The sequence below is a fragment of the Archangium violaceum genome (assembly GCF_016859125.1).
GTDB classification, from domain to species: domain Bacteria; phylum Myxococcota; class Myxococcia; order Myxococcales; family Myxococcaceae; genus Archangium; species Archangium violaceum_A.
The window spans coordinates 10,082,369-10,105,927 of the sequence record NZ_CP069338.1; the positions used below are offsets into that span (position 1 = coordinate 10,082,369).

Consider the following 23,559-nt stretch of genomic DNA (forward strand, 5'->3'; position numbering starts at 1 on the left):
AGGCGAGCTGGGGTGCGGACTGCCCAGGTACGTGGAGCGAGACTTCGCCAGGTACCTGGAGTGCGGGGTGCTGGCGCACGGCTTCGCACGTGGTGCTCTGAGGGACCCGTCTTCTTCGGGCGCCCGTTCGGCCAGGGTTTCGGTCAGGGCGCCCTCCTCCCTCGTTACGGTGGGGTCGACGGCGACGGGTCTCGCATCTGGCGGGACCCACCGCGTATTCACTCGCAGTGCTGGTGGACGTCTTCCAGGCGCCCGGGGACTTGGTGGTCGCTGGCGTGAACTCTCAGTAACGTAGAGACCTCTGAGTGCACGGCATCCACCGCGAGGGGGTCATCATGACGAAGAGGACACTTGAAGCCCTGAGGGGCTGGTTCGACGGCAAGGACGGGCTACGGGAGTTCCTCGCCGAGCACGCGCCAGACCGGGTCGAGCTGCTCGACGCCGGCCTCAAGCGAATCGAAACCCTCGAAGCGCTGCGCAAGGATCCGCTCCCGGTCTGTTTCCTCGGGGGCGCCGGCGTGGGCAAGAGCACGCTCCTCAACGCGGTCGTGGGCGGAACCCGCTCTCTCCTCCCCGCTGGCGGCGTGGGACCCCTCACCGCGCTCGCCACGCGGGTTGCCTTCGCCGAGAAGCCGTTCTTCGAGGCCCGCTATCACGGAAAGGACAAGGTCAACCAGGTGCTCTTCGCCCTGGAACGGGCCTTCACCTCGGACGGGGCCGCGGCCACCAAGGACAACGGAGAGGGCGACCCCGCGTCCGCAGGCGCCGGTACCGAGAAGCGTAACGCCTACACCCAGCTCGCCGCGCTCCTCATCCGGGGCGATCAATTCAAGAATCAGGACGTGTCCTACCTGATGGACGGACTTCGCCGGGTGTTGGGCGCGGAGCCGCGCTGGAACGCCACCCTCGAGCCCGAGGACCTCCGGCGCATCGAGCGCCTTGCCGAGGTTCTCGCCAGTCCGGATCGGACCCGTCGGATCGAGCTCACTCCGGGTGCCGAGGCCGCGTTCTACCGGGAGCTCCACGAGCATGCCGCCGGTGCGCTGGCCCCGGTGATCCGGGAGCTGGAGGTCGGCTACAACAGCCCGATCCTCAAGAGTGGCCTCATCCTCGTCGATCTGCCCGGCGTCGGAGTGGCGAACGACGAGTACCAGGAGGTCACGGCCGAGTGGATCCGCAAGGCCCGGGCGGTCGTGCTGGTGGTGGATCGCGCTGGTTTCACCAAGGCCAGTGCGGACCTGCTCAAGGAGACCACGTTCCTCAACAGCCTCCTCCACGACTCGCCTGACGAGCCGGATTCCGCGCGGCTCGTCGTGGTGGCGACCAAGCTCGACCAGCCCGCTGCGGAGGAGCGGCAGCGGCTCAAGGATCTGGATCCCGGCAGCGCCCAGCCCTTCCTGCACTACTTCGAGGATGTCTGCCGCCGCGCCGTCGAGGTCATGCGCAACCAGGTGGAGACCCAGCTGGTCTCCTTCGTGGAGGACGGCGCATTGGCCACGCGCGATGCCCGCGACGAGGTGGTGAAGCGGGTGGTGGCCGGGCTCTCCGTATACCCCCTCTCGGCCACCGAGTACCGTGCCCTCCTCCTCGAGGACGACGACGTCCCGAGGCGGCTGAAGCGAATCGAGGAGTCCGGCATTCCCGCCTTCCAGGAGAGCCTCCGCGCGATGGCGGCCTCCCGCTTCGACAAGTTCGAGGCCCGGATCTCCACCCAGGAGGGGCTGTGGCTCTCCCAGGCGCGCACCGCTGTGGAGATGGTCGTCGCGAAGTGGGAGGAGGACAACCGGGCCGAGGAGGAGGCGCAACGCCTCAAGCAGGAGCTTGAGGAGTTCTCCAGCAGCCTTCGAACCGAGCTCGCCAACCGGGAGGGGGCCTTTCGCAACTTTCTCAGCGAGACCATGCCCTCGATGATCGAGGCCGAGCTCGAGCGTGCTGCCCAGGAGGCCGAGAAGGCGATCCGCGCGCGGCTGCGCAAGTACAGGAACTTCAACTATAGGACCCTGCAGGCGGCGATCAAACGGGGCGGGACCTTCCACGGTGCGAAGAAGGTCGAAATCCCCGTGGAGATCACCCTCGAGTTCGAGGAGCCCCTGGCGGTGGTGTGGTCGAAGAAGCTGCTCGTCGAGCTCCGTCGGCGGACAAAGGAGATGGGCGAGAATCACGTCCAGCTCGTGGAGCCCATCGTGGGATGGGCTCGGAACCAGGGCGCCCGGGTGAAGCCGCGGATGGTGGAAGCCCTCCACGAAGACCTCAAGACGGGCACGGCCGCTCTTGGTCAGGTGGGGAAGGAGGCCATCGACGAGCTCAAGGAGGCCGTCAAGCTCGAGCTCTACAAGCAGGTGGAGAAGGCGGTTCGCAGCCGCTGCCAGGCCTTCGTCAAGAGCGGCGAAGCCGAAGGTGCCGGCGTGCTCAGCCGGATGATCGAATTCCTGGACGACAATCTCGGACCGTCGGTGGTGGAGGCCGCGAAGCCCAAGGCCAAGGAGGTCCTCCTGCACAACTACGAGAAGGTGCGTGACGACATCCGCGCCGTGTTCCGCCAGCGCGCCAATCCCATCCAGCTGGCAGTGGGCGCACTCGTCGACTCGCACGAGGAGCACGTGCGCCGCAGCGACGCCCAGCGGCGTAAGGTCGTCCTCGCCCGCGGCCACAAGATCCTCGACGCCTGCCCGAAAGGTTCCGCATGACCCGGCTCTATCGGCATGACGGAGTGCCGATGGCGCTGTTGCGCGAGGTCGACGACTTCGGAATCAGCGCCCTCGATCTCGCCCGGGCACCCGGGCGTTTCTGGGGGGACGAGGGGACGAAGCTCCCGCTCCTCACCTCCAGCGTCGATGCGCGCCGGGTCACCGCCCTCCCCACCCCGGCCGAGCTGCTCGCACTCCCGCCCGACAAGGGGGACAACTGGCTTTCCCGGAGCCGCAGGTCAGTGTCGGCGGCCTTCGCTTGGTTCCTCCTCGCTGAGGATCCCCAACGACGGCTCGATGTCCGCCCCGTGGTGACCCTGGCCCATCAAGCCAGCCTGGTGAGACACGTGCTCGACCAAGCGAACCTGCGGCGCGTCCTGATCGCCGACGAGGTCGGCCTCGGCAAGACGATCGAAGCGGCCCTTATCATCGGCGAGCTGCTTGAGCAGCAGCCGACGCTCCGGATCCTCTACCTGGCACCCGCTCGACTCGTCGGCAACGTGATGCGCGAGTTCCGGCGGCTCGCGCTTCCCTTCCGCGCTTGGGTGGCGGGAGAAGACGGTGACGCGCGCCTGGTCGGCAAGGACGGGGATGCCTGCGTGGTGGCGAGCATCCACCGGGCCGTCCACCCCAGCCACATGGACAAGGTGTCGCGCACCCGGTGGGACGTGATCATCGTCGACGAGGCTCACCACCTCTCGGACTGGGCGGAAGGCGGCGGCAGCCCCGTCCGCAAGTACAAGCTGGTGCAGGAGCTCGTGAGCCAGCTCAGCCCCGAAGGCAGGCTCTTCCTCCTCACTGGCACGCCGCACCAGGGGCACGCGGCCCGCTTCGCGAACATCCTCCAGCTCCTCAAGAGCCCTGGCGAGTCCATAGATGCCGTGCGCGGCCGGGTCATCTACCGCACCAAGGAAGACGTCCGGGACTGGGACGAGCGACCGCTCTTTCCGCTCCGCCGCGTTCGGGAACCCGTCGCGGTGGACCTCGGAGGGGCCCACCGGCGCTGGCTCGAGAACATCCATGACTTCTTCGAGCCAGAGCGCAACGACCGGCCGGAAGATGCCAGACAGCGGGCCGCGACGTGGCGCTGCGGGCTCGCCCTGCAGTGGGCCACCTCCAGTATCCAGGCGGGCCTCGGGTTCCTGGTGCGCCAAGCCCTCCGCAGCGGCGCGACCCAGAAGATGCGGGGGCTCCGGCGAGCCCTGGAGCTGCTCCGTCCCTATCGGGATGGAGAGCCCGACGAGCCCATCTCGCGCCTGTTCGAACGGATGAAGCGCGATCTCGTTCGTCAAGAGCAGACGTGTTCGCTGGAGGATCTCGAAGCACTCGACCCCGAGCACCCCGCCGTGGTGCACCTCGACCAGCTCTCGAGCCTCCTCGAAGAAGGCTGCGCCCTTCTCGAACAGAATCCCGACAAGAAGTGGGAAATCCTCTTCGAGCAGGTCCTCCATGATCTCAGTGAAGAGAAGGTGGTCCTCTTCGCCCAGCCCATCGAGACCGTCACGGCGCTGTGCGGCTACATCGAGCGGAAGACGGGCCAGCGTCCGGCGAAGATCATCGGCGCGCAGAGCGAGCACCTGCGTACCGAGCAGATCGAATCCTTCTGGCGCCCCGATGGGCCGCAGTTCCTGGTGTCATCCCGGGCCGGCGGCGAGGGCCTCAACCTGCAGGTGGCCAGGCGCCTCGTCCACGTGGACGTGCCCTGGAACCCGATGGAGATGGAGCAGCGGGTCGGTCGCGTCCATCGATTCAAGTCCAGGCGCACCATCCTCGTGGATACGCTCGTGGTGAAGGACAGCCGCGAGGTAGATACCTACCGGGTGGCGCGAGAGAAGCTGCGCAGCATCGCCCGCACGGTCGTGGCCCCCGAGCGCTTCGAGGAACTCTATTCCCGGGTAATGGCGCTCGTCCCTCCGGAGGAACTCCAGGACCTGATGGGAGAGCGTCCCCTGGGTCCTCTCGACCGGAACGAAACCGATCGGCTCAACGCGCTCGTCACCGAGGGTTTCGAGCAATGGCGCAGGTTTCATGACCAGTACGCGGGGAACCAGCGCAACGTCAGAGCGCTCGATCCCGGTCAGGCCCGCTGGAGTGATCTCGAATCGCTGCTCACCCAAGAGTTGCAGGCCTGCCCACTGCCCGACTTCGAGGTCCTTCGCTTCCGCACGAGCGAGGAAGAGGTCGTCGAAGCCTCCGAAGCCGCGAGGGTCTTCGAGATAGCCGGCCGCCCCCGCGCTTGCGGCGACTATTCCGGCATGCCCGTCACTGGGAGGAGCGGGGCTTCAGCCGAGCCCATCGGCATCAACAGCCCGGAGTTCTCCGCCATGCTCCGGCGCCTCGCCTTCCCCGAGCGCCCGAGCGGTGCCGCCGTCCTGCGCTGGCCCACGGGCCGACCGCTCCCCGCCAGAACCGGCGCCTTCGGGCTCGTGGTCCTGGTCAGACAGTCGCTCCGGCAGCAGCAAGGCGCGTGGGTCGAGCACCGGCTCGAGCTGGAGGGGAGCCTCATCCACCCCGATGGTGCCCATCAACTCCCGACGGCCGAGCTGGCGGAACTCCTGCGGCAACTGCGCGGCACCGTCGCGGTCAAGGACCCCACCGTCGATGCCGGACTGGCTGGCGCCATCAAGGGTGTCGAGTCGCAGCGTTCACGCGAACTCCGGCAGCCGAGTGACACCGACCTCCATAACGGAATCCGCCACGTTGTCTGGCCCATCCTCGCTGCAGTGCTCGTGGCCTAACCAAAAGCGGCGCTGGGCGAAATCTCGGACGCCATGCGCGACGTCTTCGGCGAGCACCGCGAGCACGTGGTGCGCTGAGGAAACATCCCCCCCGCCCCCTCTCCCGGGAGTGGGCGGGGCATCCCGGCTCCCCCAAGCAGGAGACGAGGGGGCGAGCGTGGCGCCTGAGACAGCGGCCAGGAAGGAGCCGATGAAGGAGAGGACATCGGGAGTGGACTGGGCGGCGGTGCTCAGGAGGACGTTCGACTTCGACGTGTTCGTCTGCGTGAGGAGTGGAGGCAGGCGGAGTGTGTTGGCGTATGTGAAGGAAGGGGGAGGGGGGCGCGCGATTTTGGAGCACCTGGGCCTGCCCACGGCAGGTGCGAGCCTGGCCCCGGCGCGAGGGCCACATAAGGCCGCGTGGTGTTGAGGCTCAAGCCGCCCCAGTCAAGAGAGCCCCTGCCCCTGCCGCACACCTCGTGGGAGGGCGGCCAGGGCCGGCGTGTACCCCAAAGGGGCTGCGCGGCTTGTGCACCGCCCTGGAGCACTGCGCACTTCTCGGGCGACCCCCGTCAGCGGCCCTCCTCAGCCCCTCCGCTCCAGTCCGCCACCTCTCAATAGGCCTTCAATCCTTCCTATGCTCCAGGCGCAGCACCCGGTGGCGCCCACCTTCAGACCGGACATGGTGCGCCCTTTCAGAGCGCAGTAGGATTTGGAGCCGCGCATGGTCGGCGAAATCATCGACTTCGACTCGGAGGTGCAGCGGCACGAGGATCTCCTTGGCCGAGAGGACATCCTGTCGAAGTTGAACGAGCTTCTGCTGGGGGATGGGGCACGGGGCTGGGTGCTGGTGAAGGGAGGGCCAGGCCTGGGCAAGAGCGCGCTGCTGGTGGAGTGGAGGAAGCGCAACGCGGGGCGCGCGGGCCTGGGTATGGCGGAGCACTTCCTGCGGCGCGGGGAGGAGCAATGGGAGCGGCCGGAGGTGGTAAGGCGCAACCTGGCGGCGCAGGTGGAGAGGCTTTACCCCTCGGAGGCCGACCCGGAGGCTCGGCCCGAGTCTCGCCTGCGCGAGCTACTCCAACGTGTTTCCCGGCAGGTGCTGGAGCCAAGTGGGGAGCGGCTGGTGCTGGTCGTGGACGGGCTCGACGAGGCCGAGGTCGGCCCGGACGGCTCAAATCCTCTGCCACGCTTTCTCCCGGACTTCCTGCCTCCGGGCGTGCTGGTGCTGTGTGCATCGAGGCCCACGTATCCGTACCTGAGCTGGCTGGAGGGGCTCGCGCAGGCTCGCACGCTCGACCTGGATGGAGAGGTCTGGCAAGGCTCGAATGCGTCGGTGGTCCGCAAGTGCTGGATGCGAGCGGCGCGGGGCGACACGGCGCTATGCTCACAGGCCTTTCTCGATGGGCTGGTGAAGCGCTCGGAGGGGAACGCACTGTACACGGTGAAGCTGGCGGCGCGGTTGACAGGCCCTGACGCCGCGCAGTGGCGAGCCCGGTTGCTTGAACGTGGGCCGGAGGTGCTACCGCAGGGTCTGGAGAAGCTGCTGGATGAGATGTGGGCGCGGCTGTTGCGGTTGCCCCAGGAGTTGCGACGAGTCGTGATGGATGGGCTGTGGATTGTCGCGGCGGCGCGCGAGGCCTTGCCGCTGTCTGTGATCGCCAGGGTGGCGGGCTGGAGTCAGTATGGGGATGAGCTTCAATTCCTGCGGGAGGCACGCCCCTATTTGCTGGAGAAGCCCATTTCAGGTGGGGGCGAGGTGGCGTGGCGGCCTCACCATGACTCTTTGCGAAGCTACGTGTTGAGAATGCTGGGGCGGGAGAGGGAAAAGGAGCTGCACCAGCGGCTGGCGGAGCATTTGTGCAGGTGGCCTGGGGACGAGGGGGATGATGACTGGCGGCGAAGCTATGCGTTGAGGCATGGGGTAACACATTGGCTGAACGCTGGCCGGTGGCAGACGGCTCGGAAGCTTTACACCAATGTGGACTACCTGACCGCGCAGTGCCAAGTGGCAGGAGTGCTCGTGCTGGAGGAGGATCTGGGCCAAGCCGCAGAGCGGGTTCCTCAAGCGGAGAGAGACATTCCACGAGACCTGCGGCGAGCCATTCAGGCGGAATCCCACGTCTTGAGGAAGGATCCCACGGTGCTGGCGAGGAGCCTTCATAATCGGCTCTTGTGTATGGGTTGGAGTGCGGAGGAGGTTGCGGGGGTGCTGTGCTTTCCAACGGGACTTCCCGCACTGCGATTGAGAAGACCGATAAGGACAGACGGCAGCACTCGCACACTCCAGGGCCACAGCGGGCGGGTAACCGGGTGCGCAGTGACGCCGGATGGGCGCCGCGTAGTGTCCTCCGCAGACGACAACACGCTCAAGGTATGGGAGCTGGAGACGGGAAGAGAACTGGCCACGCTCCAGGGCCATAGCGGGCCGGTAACCGGGTGCGCAGTGACACCGGACGGGCGCCGCGTGGTGTCCTCCTCAGACGACAACACGCTCAAGGTATGGGAGCTGGAGACGGGAAGGGAACTGGCCACGCTCCAGGGCCACAGCGGACGGGTGACCCAGTGCGTAGTGACGCCGGACGGGCGCTGCGTGGTGTCCTCTTCCGGAGACAACACACTCAAGGTATGGGAGCTGGAAACGAGGCAGGAATTGGTCACGCTCCGGGGTCACCACTCGTATGTGACCGGGTGCGCGGTGACGCCGGACGGGCGCCGCATGGTGTCCTCCTCTTGGGACAACACGCTCAAAGTATGGGAGCTGGAGACGGCACGGGAGCTGGCAACGCTTGCGGGCCACCCCTGGAATGTGACCGGGTGCGTAGTGACGCAAGATGGACGACGCGTGGTGTCTTCTTGCGAGGACAACACGCTCAAGGTGTGGGAGCTGGAGACGGGGCGGGAACTGGCCACGCTCCAGGGCCATCTCTGGAGTGTGACCGGGTGCGCGGTAACGCCGGACGGACACTGCGTGGTGTCCTCCTCCTGGGACAACACGCTCAAGGTGTGGGAGCTGGAAACGGGGCGGGAGCTAGCCACACTCGAGGGCCACAGCGGGCGGGTGACTGGGTGCGCAGTGACGCCGGACGGGCGCCGCATGGTGTCTTCCTCCTGGGACAACACGCTCAAGGTGTGGGAGCTGGAGACGGGGCGGACACTGGTCACGCCCCAAAGTCATGGGGGGAGTGTGACTGGGTGCGTAGTGACGCCGGACGGGCGCCGCATGGTGTCCTCTTCTGACGACAACACGCTCAAGGTGTGGGAGCTGGAGACGGGGCGGGAGTTGGCCACGCTTGAGGGCCACAGCAGGCGGGTGACCGGATGCGCGGTAACGCCGGACGGGCGCCGCGTGGTGTCCTCCTCTGACGACAACACGCTCAAGGTGTGGGAGCTGGAAACGGGGCGGGAGTTAGCCACGCTTCGGGGCCATCCGTGGACCGTGACCGGGTGCGCAGTGACTCTGGACGGGCGCCATGTAGTGTCCTCCTCTGGAGATGACACGCTCAAGGTGTGGGAGCTGGAAACAGGGCGGGAGTTGACCACGCTCCACGGCGACCGCTCATTTGGGTCCAGGTTAGTGGTGACGCCGGACGGGCGCCGCGTAGTGTCCTCCTCTGAGGGTAACACGCTCAAGGTGTGGGAGTTGGAGACCAAGCGGCATCTGGCCACGCTCAAGGGCCACCGCTTGTATGTGAATGGATATGCGGTGACGCCGGACGGCCGCCTTGTTGTGTCATCCTCGTCGGACAGGACGCTTAGGGTGTGGGAGCTAGAAACTGGGCGGGAAGTGGCCACACTCCAGGGTCACCCATGGACCGTGGCCGGATGCGCGATGACATTGGACGGCCTCTTGGTGGTGTCTTACTCCGACGACAACACGCTCAAGGTATGGGACCTGAGCTCCGGTGAGTGCCTACACACGCTCTATGGGTATGGCGGTTTTTCCGCGATCGTCGTCACATCGACGCTCATCTGTGCAGGTGATGCGCTCGGGAACATTTGGTTCATGGAGCCTAAGCTCGGTGCACCCATGACAAAACAAGACAACAAGCCCATTTCTCCGCCAGGAGCCCCCTTGAGCCTCTCGTTTCCCAAGCCGCTCGTCAGCGCCTGTCAATCCAAGAAGCTTGCTCTGTTCATCGGGTCCGGTCTCTCAATGGGAAAGGATGTCAAAGGCAAATTCCCATCATGGACCCAGCTCCCTCAGCGTCTGCTCGACGCCTGTGAAAAACTCGGGAAGCTCTCCGGCCCAAGGCTCAAACTGAAGCGTGAGATGTTCGAGGAAAGCATGTCGCTCAAGGAGATGCTCGCGGAACTGGGCACGCTCCGAACAATCCTGGGTCAGCAGTACCAACAGGTGCTCAACGAAATCTTTCGCCCCCATGACGAATCAGAGCCCGGCGAGGCGCACAAAGCCGTGGCCAAGCTAGGGGTCCAGACCATCTTGACCACCAACTATGACCAGCTCATCGAGTCTCTCCCGGAGAAGCCTCGCCGACAGCCCTATACCTGGCTGGACGCGCCCAAGGCCCTCGGGGAGCTGGATGGGAGCCGCAGGTTCCTCCTCAAGGTGCACGGCTCAGCAGAGCATCACGAGTCCATTGTCATGACGGAGGGCGAGTACATGCGGGCGCACTCCAACGACTCGTACCAGAAAGTGCTAGGTCTTCTGCTCCAGACGCACGCCTTTCTGTTCATTGGCTATGGGATGAATGATCCGTTGGACCTCGATCTGGCGCTGGAAGGAAACGCGGCCGCCTTCAAGACCGCGGCCCGGATGCACTACGCCCTCATAAAGAAGTCCGACGACCCGGTGAGAGACCAGCGAGAGTGGGAGCGCTACCTGAACGACTACAACGTCCAAGTGCTCCCCTATGACGACCATGCACTGCTTCCCCAGATTCTCGACGGACTCAGCCATGCCGCCACGACGGGAACGGGCAACTGAGCGCGACGGATATCGCGGGCGTCGTGCAACTCTATGGTGACGCGCTGTCGAACCGGGGGTTTGGCTACAACCAGGGCTGGCGCGTGGAGTACCACCCGCGCACCGCGGCGGACGTCAATGTGTCGATGATCACCGAGAAGCGCGGGAATTTGGACGAGCCGAGCGTGGCGGCCTGAAACTGGCGGGCAGAGGTAGGAGGAGGTAGCGCAGAGAGCCGGGACGAGGGCGCCAAAAAGAAGAGGGCCCGGAGCTGGTACCTCCGGACCCTCAGGCCGAATCACGGGGACGCGATGCGGGAGGAGCACGCTCGCACGAGGCCGTGAGGCGGTCCAGTTTCCAGGCGTCTCGAGCCTGGGGACGCGTGGATTCACTGCGGATGGCGCAGTGCGCGCTCGGCACCTGCCGGGCACTCTTCTACCTGTGCCGTCGGCACGACCGGGGCCAGCGCTACTGCTCGCGTGAGTGTAGTGCGCAGGCGCGGCGCCAGAGCCAGAGGGAGTCGGGGCGACGCTACGCTCGCGGCTTCGCGGGCCGGTGGGCCGCGGCCAGGCGCCAGGCCCGGAGCCGTGAGCGGCGAGCACGGAAAGTCACGCATCAGGGTAGCCCGCCACTGGAGGGCGCGGGCACCTTGGCGCCGCCGACGCCAGAGGTCGCCCTGGAGGCCACCACTTTTCGCGTCGGCCAGGAGCCGACTGATGCGGACAGACGGGAAGAGAAGGACACCGGGCGAGTGCCCGGTGCCGAGGCGGACGAGGGACGGGCTGGCGAGGGCGCTGTGGCGAGCGTGCGAGCCCCTGCCAGTGCCGGGAGCGGTGCACGCTGCGCGGTGTGCGGATGCCGTGCGGACTTCGTCCGTCATGGGCCCTGGGAGCCACGCCCCGGGCCCCGGGCCAGGAGGGCGCCATGGTGACTGACGAGCAGCGCGCCCGCATCCGCCGCCTCTACTTCGCCGAGCACTGGAAGGTGGGCACCATCGCCGCCGAGCTGGGCGTGCACCACGACACCGTGAGGGGAGCCCTGGAGGTGGAGCGCTTCGTGCGCACCACCGCCCGGGTGAGGCCCACCATGCTTGACCCCTACCGGGATTTGATTGCCCAGACACTGGCGCAGCACCCCAAGCTGCGCGCCACGCGCTTGTACGAGATGCTCCGTGCTCGCGGCTACCAGGGCAGCGCCCTCCAGGTGCGGCGCTACGTGGCCCGGCACCGGCCGGTGTCCTCGGCCGAGGCCTACTTGCGGCTGTCCACGCTGCCGGGTGAGCAGGCCCAGGTGGACTGGGCCCACTTCGGCCGGCTGCGCATTGGCGGGGCCGAGCGCCCCCTGTGCGCCTTCGTCCTGGTGCTCTCCTGGTCGCGCGCTCTCTACGCGCGCTTCGTCCTGGAGCAGTCCCTGGAGAGCTTCCTGCGCTGCCACACCCTGGCCTTCCAGGCGCTGGGCGGGGTGCCGCGCTCCCTGCTGTATGACAATTTGAAGAGCGTGGTGTTGGAGCGGGTGGGCGACCACATCCGCTTCCACCCCAAGCTGCTGGAATTCGCCGGCCACTACCACTTCGCTCCCAAGCCCTGCGCTCCCTACCGCGGCAACGAGAAGGGCAAGGTGGAGCGCTCCATCCACTACCTGCGCCACTCCTTCTTCGCCGCACGTACCTACTCCTCTCTGGATGACCTCAACTCCCAGTTGTCGCGCTGGATTGAGGACACCGCCCACGCACGCCCCCTCCCACAGGACACCTCTCGCCGCGTGCACCAGGCCCTGGAGGAGGAGCGGCCCCGACTGCTTCCCCTGCCAGGGAATGCCTTCAGCTGCGACGTGGTGCGCACCCTCCACAGCGGCAAGACGCCCTACGTCCGCTTCGACGGCAACGACTACTCCATTCCCCACACCCTGGTGACAAAGCCTCTCACCCTGGTGGCCAGTGACTCGCTGGTGCGCCTGCTGGATGGCACCCGGGAGGTGGCCCGCCACACGCGCTGCTGGGACAAGGGCAAGACTCTCGAATGCGAGGAGCACCTGGCCGCCCTCGCCGCCCACAAGCGCCACGCCCACGAGCTGCGCGGACGCGACAGGCTGCGCCAGTCCTGCCCCAGCGCCGACGCCTTCATCGCCGCGCTCGCCTCGCGTAACGCCCACCTCGCAGGCCATACCTCGCGCCTGCTCAAGCTGCTCGACGCCCATGGCCCCGAGGCCCTCGAGTCCGCCCTGTCCACCGCGCTCTCTCGCGGTGCCATCGGCGCCGAGTCCGTCGCCCACCTCCTGGAGCACTCCCGCCGCCAGCAGCACCTGCCTCCCGTCCTCTCAGTCTCCCTCCCCGACGACCCCCGCGTGCGCTCTGCCCGCGTCCAGCCCCACTCCCTCTCCGACTACGACGCCCTCTTGCGAAAGGACTCCCCGTGACTTCCTCCCTGGCTCATTCCCTCTCCGGGCTCGGCCTGCACCGCACCAGCGCCGAGCTCGATGACCTCGTCGCTCGCGCCACCAAGGCCCGCCTCTCTCCCACCCAGCTGCTGGAGCAGATTGTCCAACTGGAGTCCGACGAGCGCGCCCGCCGCTCCCTGGAGCGCCGCACCCTGCGCAGCCGCCTGGGCCGCTTCAAGCCCATGGCCGACTTCGACTGGAGCTGGCCCAAGTCCATAGACAGGCCCCTGGTGGAGAGCCTGCTGCGTCTGGACTTCCTCCAGGACGCTCGCAACGTCGTGCTGCTCGCCGCCCAGGGCCTGGGCAAGACGATGATTGCCCAGAACCTCGCTCACGAGGCCCTGCGCTCCGGCCACTCCGTCCTCTTCACCACCGCCTCCCAGCTGCTACTCGACCTCGGCTCGCGCGACTCTTCCCGCGCCTTGGAGTCCCGCCTGCGCCACTACGCTCGCGTGGGCCTGCTCATCATCGACGAGCTGGGCTACCTCTCCTACGACGCGCGCAACGCCGACCTCCTCTTCCAACTCGTCAACTTGCGCTATGAGAAACGCAGCCTCGTCCTCACCACCAATCAGGCCTTCAGCGACTGGCCTACCATCTTCCCCAACGCCAGCTGCGCCACCGCCCTCATCGACCGCGTCATCCACCACTGCGACATCGTCTCCATAGAGGGCGACAGCTACCGCCGCCGCGAAGCCGAAGCCTCTCTGGAGTCTCGCCGCTCCCGCCGCTCCGGCTGACGCCCTGGGGGACTACATCCCCCAGTCCCCCTGTGGCTCCGCTCCGGCCCGCCCCCAACTGCGGTGCGGGCCTCCTCGGAGCGCGAGCCCCGCCGCTCCTCGCCCCCAAACCGGCTGGTTCATTTTCCCGCGCTTCTTCATGTTCAGCGACACAATGGCGACGGCCACGCCGACATCATCGGCTTCGCGCATGGGGGCGTGCACACGCACCTATACTGAAAGACCAGGAAGCATCCCAGAGAAGGTGCCAAAGGACTTGAACGGCCCCTTGGGCACCGATGCTCCCCGGAAAAACAAAAGGCCCCAGGTTCCGGAGAACCTGGGGCCCTGAAGAGCGGAGGCGGCGGGAATCGAACCCGCGTCCGCCCCCCCCCCATCCGCCCTTCCCTACTTCAGCTCGCGCTGCAGCTTCGCCAGGAGGTTGAGCGCCTCCAGCGGCGTCATCTCGTCCACCTTCAGCGTCTTCAGCGCCTCCACCACCTTCTGGTGGCTCGGCTCCAGCTTCGGCCCGGGCTCGGCCACTCCGCCGAACAGCCCGAGCTGCCCCGGAGACGGCGCACGCGACGTCCGCCGTGCCAGCCTCGGCCGGCCACTGTCATCGAACTCGCCGGACTCCAGGTTCTGCAGGATGTCCCTTGCCCGCGTCACCACCTCTGGTGGCAGGCCGGCCAGCCTCGCCACCTCGATGCCGTAGGAGCGGTTGGCCCCACCCGGCACCAGCTTGCGCAGGAAGAGCACCTTGCCCCCCTGCTCCCGCACCGCGATGCACATGTTCTTCACCCGGGGCTTCTCCCGGGAGAGATCCACCAGCTCGTGGTAGTGCGTGGCGAAGAGCGTCCGCGCTCCCACCTTGTCGTGGATGTGCTCGGCCACCGCCCAGGCGATGGAGAGTCCGTCATAGGTGGACGTACCGCGGCCGATCTCATCCAGCACCACCAGGCTGCGCCGCGTGGCGTGGTGGAGGATGTGGCTCGTCTCCGTCATCTCCACCATGAAGGTGGACTGCCCTCGCGCCAGGTTGTCCGCCGCGCCCACGCGCGTGAAGATCCTGTCGCACAGGCCCACGCGCACCGAGGACGCCGGGACGAAGCTGCCCGCCTGCGCCATCAGCACCGTGAGCGCCACCTGCCTCATCACCGTGCTCTTGCCCGCCATGTTGGGTCCGGTGATGACGAGAATCTGCTCGTCCCCCGAGTCCATCCGCACGTCGTTGGGAACGAAGGCCTCCCCCGCCCCCAGCATGCGCTCCACCACCGGGTGGCGCCCGCCAGTGATGGACAGCACCTCGGACTCGTCCACCACGGGCCGCACGTAGCCGTACTCGGCCGCGCACCGCGCGAACGACAGCAGCGCGTCCGCCGTGGCCACCGCCTCCGCCGCCGAGCGCAGCCGCGGCGCCTCCTTCACCACCTGGGCCCGCAACTGCTCGAAGAGCTCCAGCTCCAGCGTGCTCCGCCGCTCCTCCGCCGTGAGCACCTTCTCCTCGTACTCCTTGAGCTCCGGGGTGATGAAGCGCTCGGCGCCCACCATCGTCTGCTTGCGGATGTAGTCCGAGGGCACCAGGTGCAGGTTCGCCTTCGTCACCTCCAGGTAGTACCCGAATACCTTGTTGTAGCGGATCTTCAGCGAGCCGATGCCCGTGCGCTCCCGCTCGCGCGTCTCGATCTTGAGCAGGAAGTCCTTGCCCGACGTGGACAGCTCCACCAGCTTGTCCAGCTCGGCGTGGAAGCCCGCGCGGATGAAGCCACCTTCCTTGAGGCTCGTGGGCGGATCGTCCACCACCGCGCTCAAGAGCAGCTGCGTCAGCTCCGGCAGCGCCCCGAGCGGCCCCGCCAAGGACTTGAGCAGCACGGACTCGCAGCGCGCGAGCACCGCCCCCAGCCTCGGCAGCTGTGCCAGCGACAGCCCCAGCGCCCTCAAGTCCCTCGCGTTGCCCGCGCCCAGCGACAGCCGGCCGCACAGCCGTTCAATATCCCCCACCTCCTTGAGGAGCCCGGTCATCTCCTCGCGCCATACGCTGCGCTGGGACAACTCCTCCACCGCGTCCAGGCGGGCGTTGATCTCCGGCAGCGAGCACAGGGGCGCGGCCAACCACCGGGCCAGCTTGCGCGCGCCCAGGCCGGTGGCCGTCCTGTCCAGCACGCCCAATAGCGAGCCCCGCCGGCCCCCGTCCCGCAGGGTGCGCAACACCTCCAGGTTGGAGCGGGAGGCCTCGTCCATGAGGAGGTGGCCGCCGCGCTGCTGGCGGCTGAGCCTGTCCACGTGGGCCGCGGGCGTCTTCTGGGTGTCCTTGAGGTAGCGCAGCGCCGCGCCCGCCGCTCCGGTGGCCAGGGGCGCGTCCTGCAGCCCGAAGGCCTCCAGCGACTGCACCGCGAAGTGGTTGCGCAGGTAGAGCGAGGCCCGCGAGGGCTCGAAGGCGGCCTTCTCCAGCTCCGCCACCGCCGGAGGCCTCGCCAGCCGCGTCAACACGAAGGAGACGTCCGGGGAGTCCTTCTCCCCCTCGGGCACCAGCAGCTCGCGGGGCTCCACCCGGGCCAGCGCCTCCACCAGCTCCTGCGTCGTCTCCGCCTCCAGGGTGAAGAACTCCCCCGTGGAGGCCTCCAGCAGCGCCGCCCCGAAGCCCTCCGCCCCCGGGTACATGGCGGCCAGGAAGTTGCTCGCCCGCGGCTCGAGCGCCTCCTCGTCCAGCACCATGCCGGGGGTGATGATGCGCGTCACCTCGCGCTTGACGAGCCCCGGCCCGCTGCCCGCGTCCTCCACCTGCTCGCAGATGGCCACCTTCAGCCCGTGCTCCACGAGCTTGGCGATGTACCGGCGCGCCGAGTGGTACGGCACCCCGGCCATGGGCACCTTCTCCGCGTTCTTCGCCCGCGCGGTGAGGGTGATTCCGAGGATCTCCGAGGCGCGCACCGCGTCCTCGAAGAACATCTCGTAGAAGTCCCCGAGCCGGAAGAAGAGGATGGCGTCCGGGTTGAGCGCCTTCGTCTCGAGGTACTGCCGCATCATCGGGGTGAGCGCGCCAATCTCCCGCGCCCCGGACGGCTCGCCCGCCGTCTCCGCCGGCGTCTCGGCCTCGTCCCCGTGTCCCTTGCCTGCCTTCGCTTGCGTCGCGCCCATCGCCGCCCCTTGTGTCATGCGTCCGGTCCTGGATCAACAGAACACATGACTTCCGCAGTCCACCCGTCCGCTCCTACTCCGCCGATGGCTAGCACGCCCCCCTGACATCCAGCCGTCGTGGGCCCGGAAAATCGTCACCTCCCAGCCGAAAACGGTGGTCCGAAGCCGCTTTGACGTGCAACCTGTCGCGCGCCATGGAGACTCGAACCGTCCCTCCCGTTCCCAAGCTCTTCAAGGTCGCAGTCGCGCCCGTCCAGGCGTTCTTCCGTCTGGAGGCGGGCAGCGGCATCCTCCTGGCGCTCTGCGCCGTGGTGGCCATGATCTGGGCCAACTCCCCCTGGGCCGACAGCTACGTGGCCCTCTTCGACGCGCCCCTGGCGCTCGGGCTGGGGGGCACCCTCTTCCACTTCACCTTCCGTGAATTCATCAACGACGGGTTGATGACGATCTTCTTCTTCCTGGTGGGAATGGAGATCAAACGCGAGCTGGCGGCCGGGGAGCTGCGCAGCCTGTCCAAGGCGCTGCTGCCGCTCGTGGCGGCGGTGGGCGGCATGGTGGTGCCGGCGGGCATCTACGCGGCGCTCAACGCGGGGACGCCAGCGCTCAAGGGGTGGGCCATCCCCATGGCCACGGACATCGCCTTCGCGATCGGGTGTCTCACCCTGCTCAAGGGGCGGGTGAGCCATGGGCTGGTGGTGTTCCTCACCGCGCTGGCCATCTTCGACGACATCGGAGGCATCCTCGTCATCGCCATGTTCTATGGCACGGGGCTGCACGTGGATTGGCTGCTGGGGGCGCTGGCCATCACCTTGGTGCTGGCGGCCTGCAACAAGTACTACGTGCGCAACGGGCTGGTGTACGCGGTGCTCGCCGGGGCGCTCTGGTACGCCATGCACCACGGCGGCGTGCACGCCACCATCGCGGGCGTGGTGGTGGGCATGATGATCCCCGCCAAGCCCTCGCGCCGGGGCCGGGACGTCCTGGATGAGCTGCACGGCTACATCGGCCAGCTCCTGCGCGAGCCCGAGGACGAGGCCGTGCGCACCGGCCAGTTGCTGCACATCGAGGAGCAGCTGGAGGACATCGAGCCGCCGCTCACCCGCTTCGTGCACCTGTGGCACGGGTGGTCCGCGTACGCGATCGTCCCGCTGTTCGCGCTGGCCAACTCGGGCATCTCCGTGAAGGGGATGCACCTGTCGGATCTGCTGGAGCCGCTGCCGCTCGGGGTGATGCTCGGCCTCTTCCTGGGCAAGCAGGTGGGCATCTTCCTCTTCACCTGGGTGGCGGTGAAGGCGGGGCTGTCGGATATGCCGGGCCGGGCGCGGGCGCTGCAGCTGCACGGGGTGGCGGTGGTGGCCGGCATCGGCTTCACGGTGGCGCTGTTCGTGGCGGGGCTGGCCTTCGCCAACGAGCCGCTGCTGCTGGCGGAGGCGAAGCTGGGCATCCTGCTCGGCTCCCTGTTGTCCGCGGTGGTGGGCTACCTGGTGTTGCGTTTTGGACCCATGCCCCGGCCCGGGACGCAGCCGTCCGCCGAGCCCGCTTCCGGGGCGGCCTGACCGGACCCAGGAGCCGTTCTTGGGGTTTGCGGGCCGCGCGGGCCCGTGGAAAGGTGCCGGCCCCGTGCTCCTCCAGGATTTGAACCGCGTCCGGCAGATTGGGGTCATCGCAGCGCGCCACGGCTTCGGCGAGTGGCTCGAGCGGGCGGGGGTGTGGCGTCTGCTCGGGCGGCGGGAGAAGGTGGAGGTCTCACCCGAGTCCCAGCGGGCCTCCACCGCGCACCGCTTCCGGATGCTGCTCAACGATCTGGGCCCCACCTTCGTGAAGCTGGGGCAGATCCTCTCCACGCGCGCGGACCTGCTGCCGGCCGAGTTCGTCGAGGAGCTGGCCACCCTGCAGGATCAGGTGGAGCCCATCCCCCTGGAGGACGTGTACGCGCGCATCCGCGAGTCGCTGGGCCGGGAGGCGACGGAGCTCTTCAAGGAGATCGATCCCCAGCCGCTGGCGGCGGCGTCGATCGCCCAGGTGCACCGGGCGGTGACGCTGGAGGGGGACGAGGTGGTGGTGAAGGTGCAGCGGCCGGGGATCAGCGAGCGGATCGACTCGGATCTGGTGGTGCTGCGCTCGCTGGCGAGGCTGCTGGAGGCGGTGGTGGAGGAGACGGGCATCTACTCGCCCACCGGCATCATCGACGAGTTCGACCGGGCCATCCACGAGGAGCTGGACTTCGTGCACGAGGCCGCGAACATCCGGGCCTTCCTCGAGAACCACCGCAACCGGCCGTACATGAAGATTCCGCGGGTGTACGCCGGGCTCAGCAGCCGGACGGTGCTGACGATGGAGTTCATCCGGGGGGTGAAGATCAGCCAGGCGGAGCTGTCGCAGGAGGACCGGCGCGAGGTGGCGGGCCACATCCTGGACGCGAGCTTCCGGCAGCTCTTCGAGGACGGGCTGTTCCATGGAGATCCGCACCCGGGGAACATCCTGGTGCTGGAGGGCAACCGGCTGGCGCTGCTGGACTTCGGGGTGGTGGGCCGGCTGTCGCGCGCCATGCAGGAGACGCTGGTGATGCTGGTGCTGGCGGTGGCGCTGAAGGACAGCGACTCGGTGGCGCGCATCCTCTACCGGGTGGGCGTGCCGGACGCGCGGGCCAACCTGATGGGCTTCCGCAACGACATCGAGGGCCTGCTCGGGCGCCACCTGCCGACGACGCTGGGCGAGGTGGACGCGCGCAGCCTCATGCGCGAGCTGTTGGATCTGGCGGTGAAGTACCGGATCCGCATTCCCAAGGAGTACGCGCTGCTGAGCCGGGCCTCGGTGTCCACCGAGGGCATGATGCGCAGCCTGTACCCGGATCTGAACATCCTCGAGGTGGCCATGCCGTACGCCAAGGAGCTGCTGGCGGACCGGTATGATCCGAGCCAGCTGCAGGGGGGGCTGATGCGGACGCTGCTGCGCTTCCAATCGCTGGCGCAGGATCTGCCCACGCAGCTGTCGCAGATCTTGCTGGACCTGGAGTCGGGGAAGTTCAGCGTGACGGTGCGGGCGGAGCAGTTCGAGAAGCTGAACGAGAACCTGCGCAGCGCGGCGATCGTGATGTTCCTGGGCCTGTGCGCCTGCGGGTTCATCGTGGGGGCGTTCATCTCGTTCGCGCAGACGCAGTGGCAGTACCACGGGGTGCCGGTGCTGGGGATCCTGGGCGTGGCGCTGTCGGCGGCGCTCTTCGGGGCGAGCCTCACCTGGTACCTGTTCGGCAAGCGCTTCGGGAAGGTGCGCGTGAGCCGTTGGCTGGCGAAGAGGCGCCCCCGGTAGGCGCCTGCGTCGAGGGCCCACCGTGGCGGGTGGTCCACCCGGGTGACACCCCAGGTGGTCCTTCAAAGGGGCGGCTCGTTCTGGTTGAAACCGGGAGCGGACATTCCCCCCTTCGCTCCGTGCTCATCCTCCCACGCTTCTATTCGACATCCACCACGGCCCGGCTCGAGACCCGGGCGCGGCAGCTCGGCATGCGCCTGGGCATCGCCTATGGCGAAGGTGACCGCTGCGATCGCTACTTCATCGTCTCGGTGAACGGAAAGAAGCTGGAGCGCATGGTGCCGCTCGGGTGGACCGGCTCCGAGGCGGAGGAGGGCCTGGTGCAGTACGCGAAGGAGCTCCACTCCTCCAGGTGAGCCCGCGGGCCCCCTCCTGTTCACCCATCACCCACCCTACCTGTCACGTTCGGGAAGATGACCTACCGCTCTGGTAACCTGCGCCGCTTTCGGAGGCGACGGGATGCGCGACGAAAGCGGTGGAAACGGTAGGAATGGAAGTGACTGGCCGGGCTTCACCCCTGGCACGGTGGTAGCAGGGTTCACCATCGAAGGACTGATCTCCACCGGTAGCTCCGGGGCCGTGTACCGGGCGAGACGGGGGGAACAGCTCTTCGCCATCAAGCTGGTGCCCAGGAACCCGCGGGGAGACCGGGAGGTGGACGCCCTGCGCCGGATGCGCCACCCGAACGTGGTGGGCTTCCATGGGTATGGCTTCTGGCCGGACGACGAGCCGCGTGCCCTGGTGCTGGCCCTGGAGCTCGTCGACGGCCGCCCGCTGGACGTCTGGGCGCGGGAGGAGAACCCCTCCGCGCTCGAGCTGGTGAGCCAGGTGCTGCTGCCGCTCGCGCTCACGCTGGCGGACGTGCACGCCGCGGGCGTGGTGCACCGGGACATCAAGGAGCCCAATATCGTCATGCGCGAGGCAGACGGGCTCCCGGTCCTGGTGGACTTCGGCGCGGCGGGGCTCGAGGACACCCCGCGCCTGACGCTGCGGCTGCCCCCGGGCACCCCGGAGTACCGCGGCCCCGAGGCGTGGCGCTTCGCCCGGGAGTGGGAGGGCGAACCGTACCCGGCCGGGCCCGGGGATGACCTGTGGGCGCTGGGCGTCGTCACCTACGCGGTGCTGACGCGCAGACTGCCCTTCGGGGACCGGCGTGACCCGGGGATGGTGCGGGCCATCCTCCATGAACCCCCCCCGGCCCCGCATGCGCTCAACCCGAGCGTACCCCTGGCCCTGAGCGAGCTGTGCCTGCGGATGCTGGAGAAGGAGCCCGGCGCCCGGTTCGCCAGTGCCCGGGAGCTCGCGGAGGCCCTGGCGACGGAGTGGGCCCGGGCCGATAGATCCTGGCTCGTGCCGCTGTTCCCGGGAGCCGGGCACGAGGAGCGCCCCGCCCCATCCCTGGCGAGGCCCGAGCGACAGCCTCCCAGGAGACAGTGGCTGGCCGCCAGCTCCGTCCTCACCATGGCCCTGGCCTTGCTGGCGACAACGCCGACCCAACCTCCGGAGTCACCCTCCCCGCCCCCACCGCAGCAGGCCAGTACTCGCCAGGAATTGGCCTCCACCCAGGTGACGGGAGAAGTTGTCCCTGACGCGGGACCTCAGAAGTCACCCACCCCCGCGCCCGTCGCCCCGGCGACGTCCAACGAGGAAACCCAGATGATGACATCCAAGAAGGCTCGATCCCTGGCCGCGGCCACCCTGATTACCTGCGTGGGCCCCGGCTGCGCGAGCGTCCAGCGGCGTCAGCCACCGCCGGAGGAGGCGTGCCCCCCCGGATCGGAGGAGACCCTCAAGCGATTCGGGATTCTCGTGGGGCAGAGCATGTACCTCAGCCTCCAGCTACCCATTCAGGGGATGGTGCCCGTTTCCGAGGGAGGCATCAGCGTCTGGCTCGAGGAGATACTGCCGGAAAGGCTCCTCCCCTACAGGAGCATGCTCCACGGAAAGCTGTTGTTCGGAGACAACCGTGTCTACGGCCGTTTCACGAAGCTCCAATTGAAGGGGAGCGAGGAGTTCCTTCCGATCTGCATCGAGCTCGACGAGATCGTCACCGACAGGAGGTTGAATATGAACATCGGCACCGCGACCGGCGTGTCGGTGCATCCGGGTAGCACCCCGGAGAAAGCCATCGTGCGGGGACTCCTCCGTGCCAGCGTGGTGCACAGATTCGGCTTCTAGAGCCGCGCTGGAGACACATTCCCGTGCCCCCCTACCCCCACCCTCCTGGCCCTGGTTCTTCTTCAAATCACCACCGTTGTGGAAGCGGCTTCGGCTTGCGAGGATTCACGGCGCATCGAATTGTCATCACCCGCCACGGCAGCAACCCGGGAGATTTGTGTCAGCCCGGGAATCATGACGGGCTTTCTCTTCGACACGCGTGTCTTCCTGGAGTTGCAGGACGAAATGCGCTTCGTGGAAGTGCTGCGTGGACGGAGTGGCATCAGCTTCATGCCTCCACGGGACATGGCGATCGGAGAGCGCCTCCGGCTCACGGCTCGCTCCGGAGATGGGTCGTCCGAGGAAATCGTCACCTTCACGCTCGTAGCCCACCGGGGACTCGCCACGCGGCAGGTGGAGGTGTACCGCGACAGGAGAACCCGGGAATCCTATTATCAGGAGGCGGAGCAGGAGCGCGCCAACAACCAGAAACTCCGCGAGGAGCTCCAGCGGTTATGGACCCAGCTCGAAGAGAAGCATGGATTGCGAAGCCTTCTTGCCAGCGGGCTCGTGGACGAAAGGGGAATCCGGGGCACGCCTGCTCAGAAGGATGGCGGCCCAGCGCCAGATACGATCTCCTACACGAAAGCCACATTCCTCCGGGCGAAGCTGTTCGTGGTCGTGTGGGTGTCGATCAACAACACCACCACAACGCCGTGGATGGCAACGGGGGCGTCGCTCATTGATTCTCGAGGTGAGGAATTGCCGGGATTGATCCTTCGACACGATGCGCCCATTCAGCCCTCGGAGAGCCGACCCGTCTATGTGGAAGCCGGAGTTTCGGCCTGGCAGGCACAAGGCACCATGGTGCTGAAACTCTGGGATCAGAGATCGCGTACCGTCACCATTCCAGGAGTGGTGTTCCCGGAGCTCGAGAAGACAGTACGCGAAATCCACAATTGAGCCGAAGGGCCCCGGGCGAACTCCTCCCGGGGCCTTCATGGTACCAGATGATGATGCAGGCGATGAGCGCGGGACGTTCCAAAGCCCGGGGCGGGTCCAAACGCATGACCTTGGTGAGCTCTTCTCTCCACGCGCTCGGCGTTGTTGTCGTGACGGCGCACCCGACGGGGGCCATTGCCTCCAAGGCGCCCGCGCCTCGCGCGCTCGTGTTCGCCCAGAATCCCGTCCGGACCCCCGAACCCAGCGAGCAGGTGCTCCCGCTCGCCGTCGCCGCTTCGGCCACCGCCCTGGCGGCCGCTCCCAGGGCTCGGTGACAGACACCACCCGGCGGGCGAAGCCCAGGGGATTGGCGCCCGGCCCATCACTGGGCGCCGACACCACGATCTTGCCGGCGTCCCATTGGAGCACCTCCGGGTTGTCGGCCTTCGGGAAGAGCAACCTGTCCGGCTTGACGACGACCGTTCGCGCCTGTGTCTCGGTGGCGACCTCCACCCCGGGTCGTGGCTGTA

The 23,559-nt window shown here is 67.6% G+C and carries 13 protein-coding genes; 12 read left to right on the plus strand and 1 reads right to left on the minus strand.

The window, feature by feature from the left end:
• Window positions 1-335: 335 nt before the first annotated feature.
• From JQX13_RS42625 to istB, 6 genes are all read left to right on the plus strand, one after another.
• Window positions 336-2,687, plus strand: a complete 2,352-nt coding sequence (locus JQX13_RS42625) for a dynamin family protein (RefSeq protein WP_203405139.1) — start codon at window positions 336-338, stop codon at window positions 2,685-2,687.
• On the plus strand, window positions 2,684-5,425 hold the full coding sequence (locus JQX13_RS42630; protein ID WP_203405140.1) for a DEAD/DEAH box helicase: 2,742 nt from the start codon (window positions 2,684-2,686) through the stop codon (window positions 5,423-5,425). The genes JQX13_RS42625 and JQX13_RS42630 overlap by 4 nt, the downstream gene beginning before the upstream one ends.
• Window positions 5,426-6,128: 703 nt before the next feature.
• The gene (locus JQX13_RS42635) at window positions 6,129-10,349 is read left to right on the plus strand and encodes an SIR2 family protein (protein WP_203405141.1); all 4,221 of its coding nucleotides are present in this window, start codon (window positions 6,129-6,131) and stop codon (window positions 10,347-10,349) included.
• A 23-nt stretch (window positions 10,350-10,372) separates the two neighbouring features.
• Window positions 10,373-10,525: a hypothetical protein gene (locus tag JQX13_RS42640; RefSeq protein ID WP_203405142.1), complete on the plus strand. Its 153-nt coding sequence runs from the start codon at window positions 10,373-10,375 to the stop codon at window positions 10,523-10,525.
• A gap of 727 nt (window positions 10,526-11,252) precedes the next feature.
• Window positions 11,253-12,743, plus strand: coding sequence for an IS21 family transposase (gene istA, locus JQX13_RS42645; protein WP_203405143.1), 1,491 nt, complete (start codon window positions 11,253-11,255; stop codon window positions 12,741-12,743).
• Window positions 12,740-13,504 (plus strand): IS21-like element helper ATPase IstB, encoded by a 765-nt coding sequence (istB, locus tag JQX13_RS42650; protein WP_239014145.1) that lies wholly within the window; start codon window positions 12,740-12,742, stop codon window positions 13,502-13,504. The genes istA and istB overlap by 4 nt, the downstream gene beginning before the upstream one ends.
• Before the next feature lie 387 nt (window positions 13,505-13,891).
• Here istB and mutS read toward each other — a convergent pair whose 3' ends face one another.
• Complete coding sequence (mutS, locus tag JQX13_RS42655) at window positions 13,892-16,510, minus strand: DNA mismatch repair protein MutS (protein ID WP_239015477.1); 2,619 nt, start codon at window positions 16,508-16,510, stop codon at window positions 13,892-13,894.
• 305 nt (window positions 16,511-16,815) lie between these two features.
• Here mutS and nhaA point away from each other — a divergent pair, with 305 nt between their 5' ends.
• From nhaA to JQX13_RS42685, 6 genes are all read left to right on the plus strand, one after another.
• Window positions 16,816-18,177: a Na+/H+ antiporter NhaA gene (gene nhaA, locus JQX13_RS42660; RefSeq protein ID WP_203405145.1), complete on the plus strand. Its 1,362-nt coding sequence runs from the start codon at window positions 16,816-16,818 to the stop codon at window positions 18,175-18,177.
• A 64-nt stretch (window positions 18,178-18,241) separates the two neighbouring features.
• Window positions 18,242-19,930 (plus strand): ABC1 kinase family protein, encoded by a 1,689-nt coding sequence (locus JQX13_RS42665; protein ID WP_203405146.1) that lies wholly within the window; start codon window positions 18,242-18,244, stop codon window positions 19,928-19,930.
• 119 nt (window positions 19,931-20,049) lie between these two features.
• Entirely contained in the window at window positions 20,050-20,286 is a 237-nt protein-coding gene (locus JQX13_RS42670) for a hypothetical protein (RefSeq protein WP_203405147.1), read from the plus strand.
• Between the two features lie 103 nt (window positions 20,287-20,389).
• Window positions 20,390-22,108 (plus strand): serine/threonine protein kinase, encoded by a 1,719-nt coding sequence (locus JQX13_RS42675; protein ID WP_203405148.1) that lies wholly within the window; start codon window positions 20,390-20,392, stop codon window positions 22,106-22,108.
• A gap of 78 nt (window positions 22,109-22,186) precedes the next feature.
• Complete coding sequence (locus JQX13_RS42680; RefSeq protein WP_203405149.1) at window positions 22,187-23,050, plus strand: DUF2381 family protein; 864 nt, start codon at window positions 22,187-22,189, stop codon at window positions 23,048-23,050.
• 104 nt (window positions 23,051-23,154) lie between these two features.
• On the plus strand, window positions 23,155-23,364 hold the full coding sequence (locus tag JQX13_RS42685; RefSeq protein ID WP_203405150.1) for a hypothetical protein: 210 nt from the start codon (window positions 23,155-23,157) through the stop codon (window positions 23,362-23,364).
• Window positions 23,365-23,559: the final 195 nt, after the last annotated feature.

Bases quoted from the DNA above. Each gene is read 5' to 3' on its own strand.
- JQX13_RS42635 (WP_203405141.1), top strand. From the start codon at position 6,129: ATGGTCGGCGAAATCATCGACTTCGACTCGGAGGTGCAGCGGCACGAG.
- istA (WP_203405143.1), top strand. From the start codon at position 11,253: ATGGTGACTGACGAGCAGCGCGCCCGCATCCGCCGCCTCTACTTCGCC.
- nhaA (WP_203405145.1), top strand. From the start codon at position 16,816: ATGGAGACTCGAACCGTCCCTCCCGTTCCCAAGCTCTTCAAGGTCGCA.
- JQX13_RS42675 (WP_203405148.1), top strand. From the start codon at position 20,390: ATGCGCGACGAAAGCGGTGGAAACGGTAGGAATGGAAGTGACTGGCCG.
- JQX13_RS42630 (WP_203405140.1), top strand. From the start codon at position 2,684: ATGACCCGGCTCTATCGGCATGACGGAGTGCCGATGGCGCTGTTGCGC.
- mutS (WP_239015477.1), bottom strand. From the start codon at position 16,510: ATGATGCGGCAGTACCTCGAGACGAAGGCGCTCAACCCGGACGCCATC.
- JQX13_RS42625 (WP_203405139.1), top strand. From the start codon at position 336: ATGACGAAGAGGACACTTGAAGCCCTGAGGGGCTGGTTCGACGGCAAG.
- JQX13_RS42685 (WP_203405150.1), top strand. From the start codon at position 23,155: ATGACCTTGGTGAGCTCTTCTCTCCACGCGCTCGGCGTTGTTGTCGTG.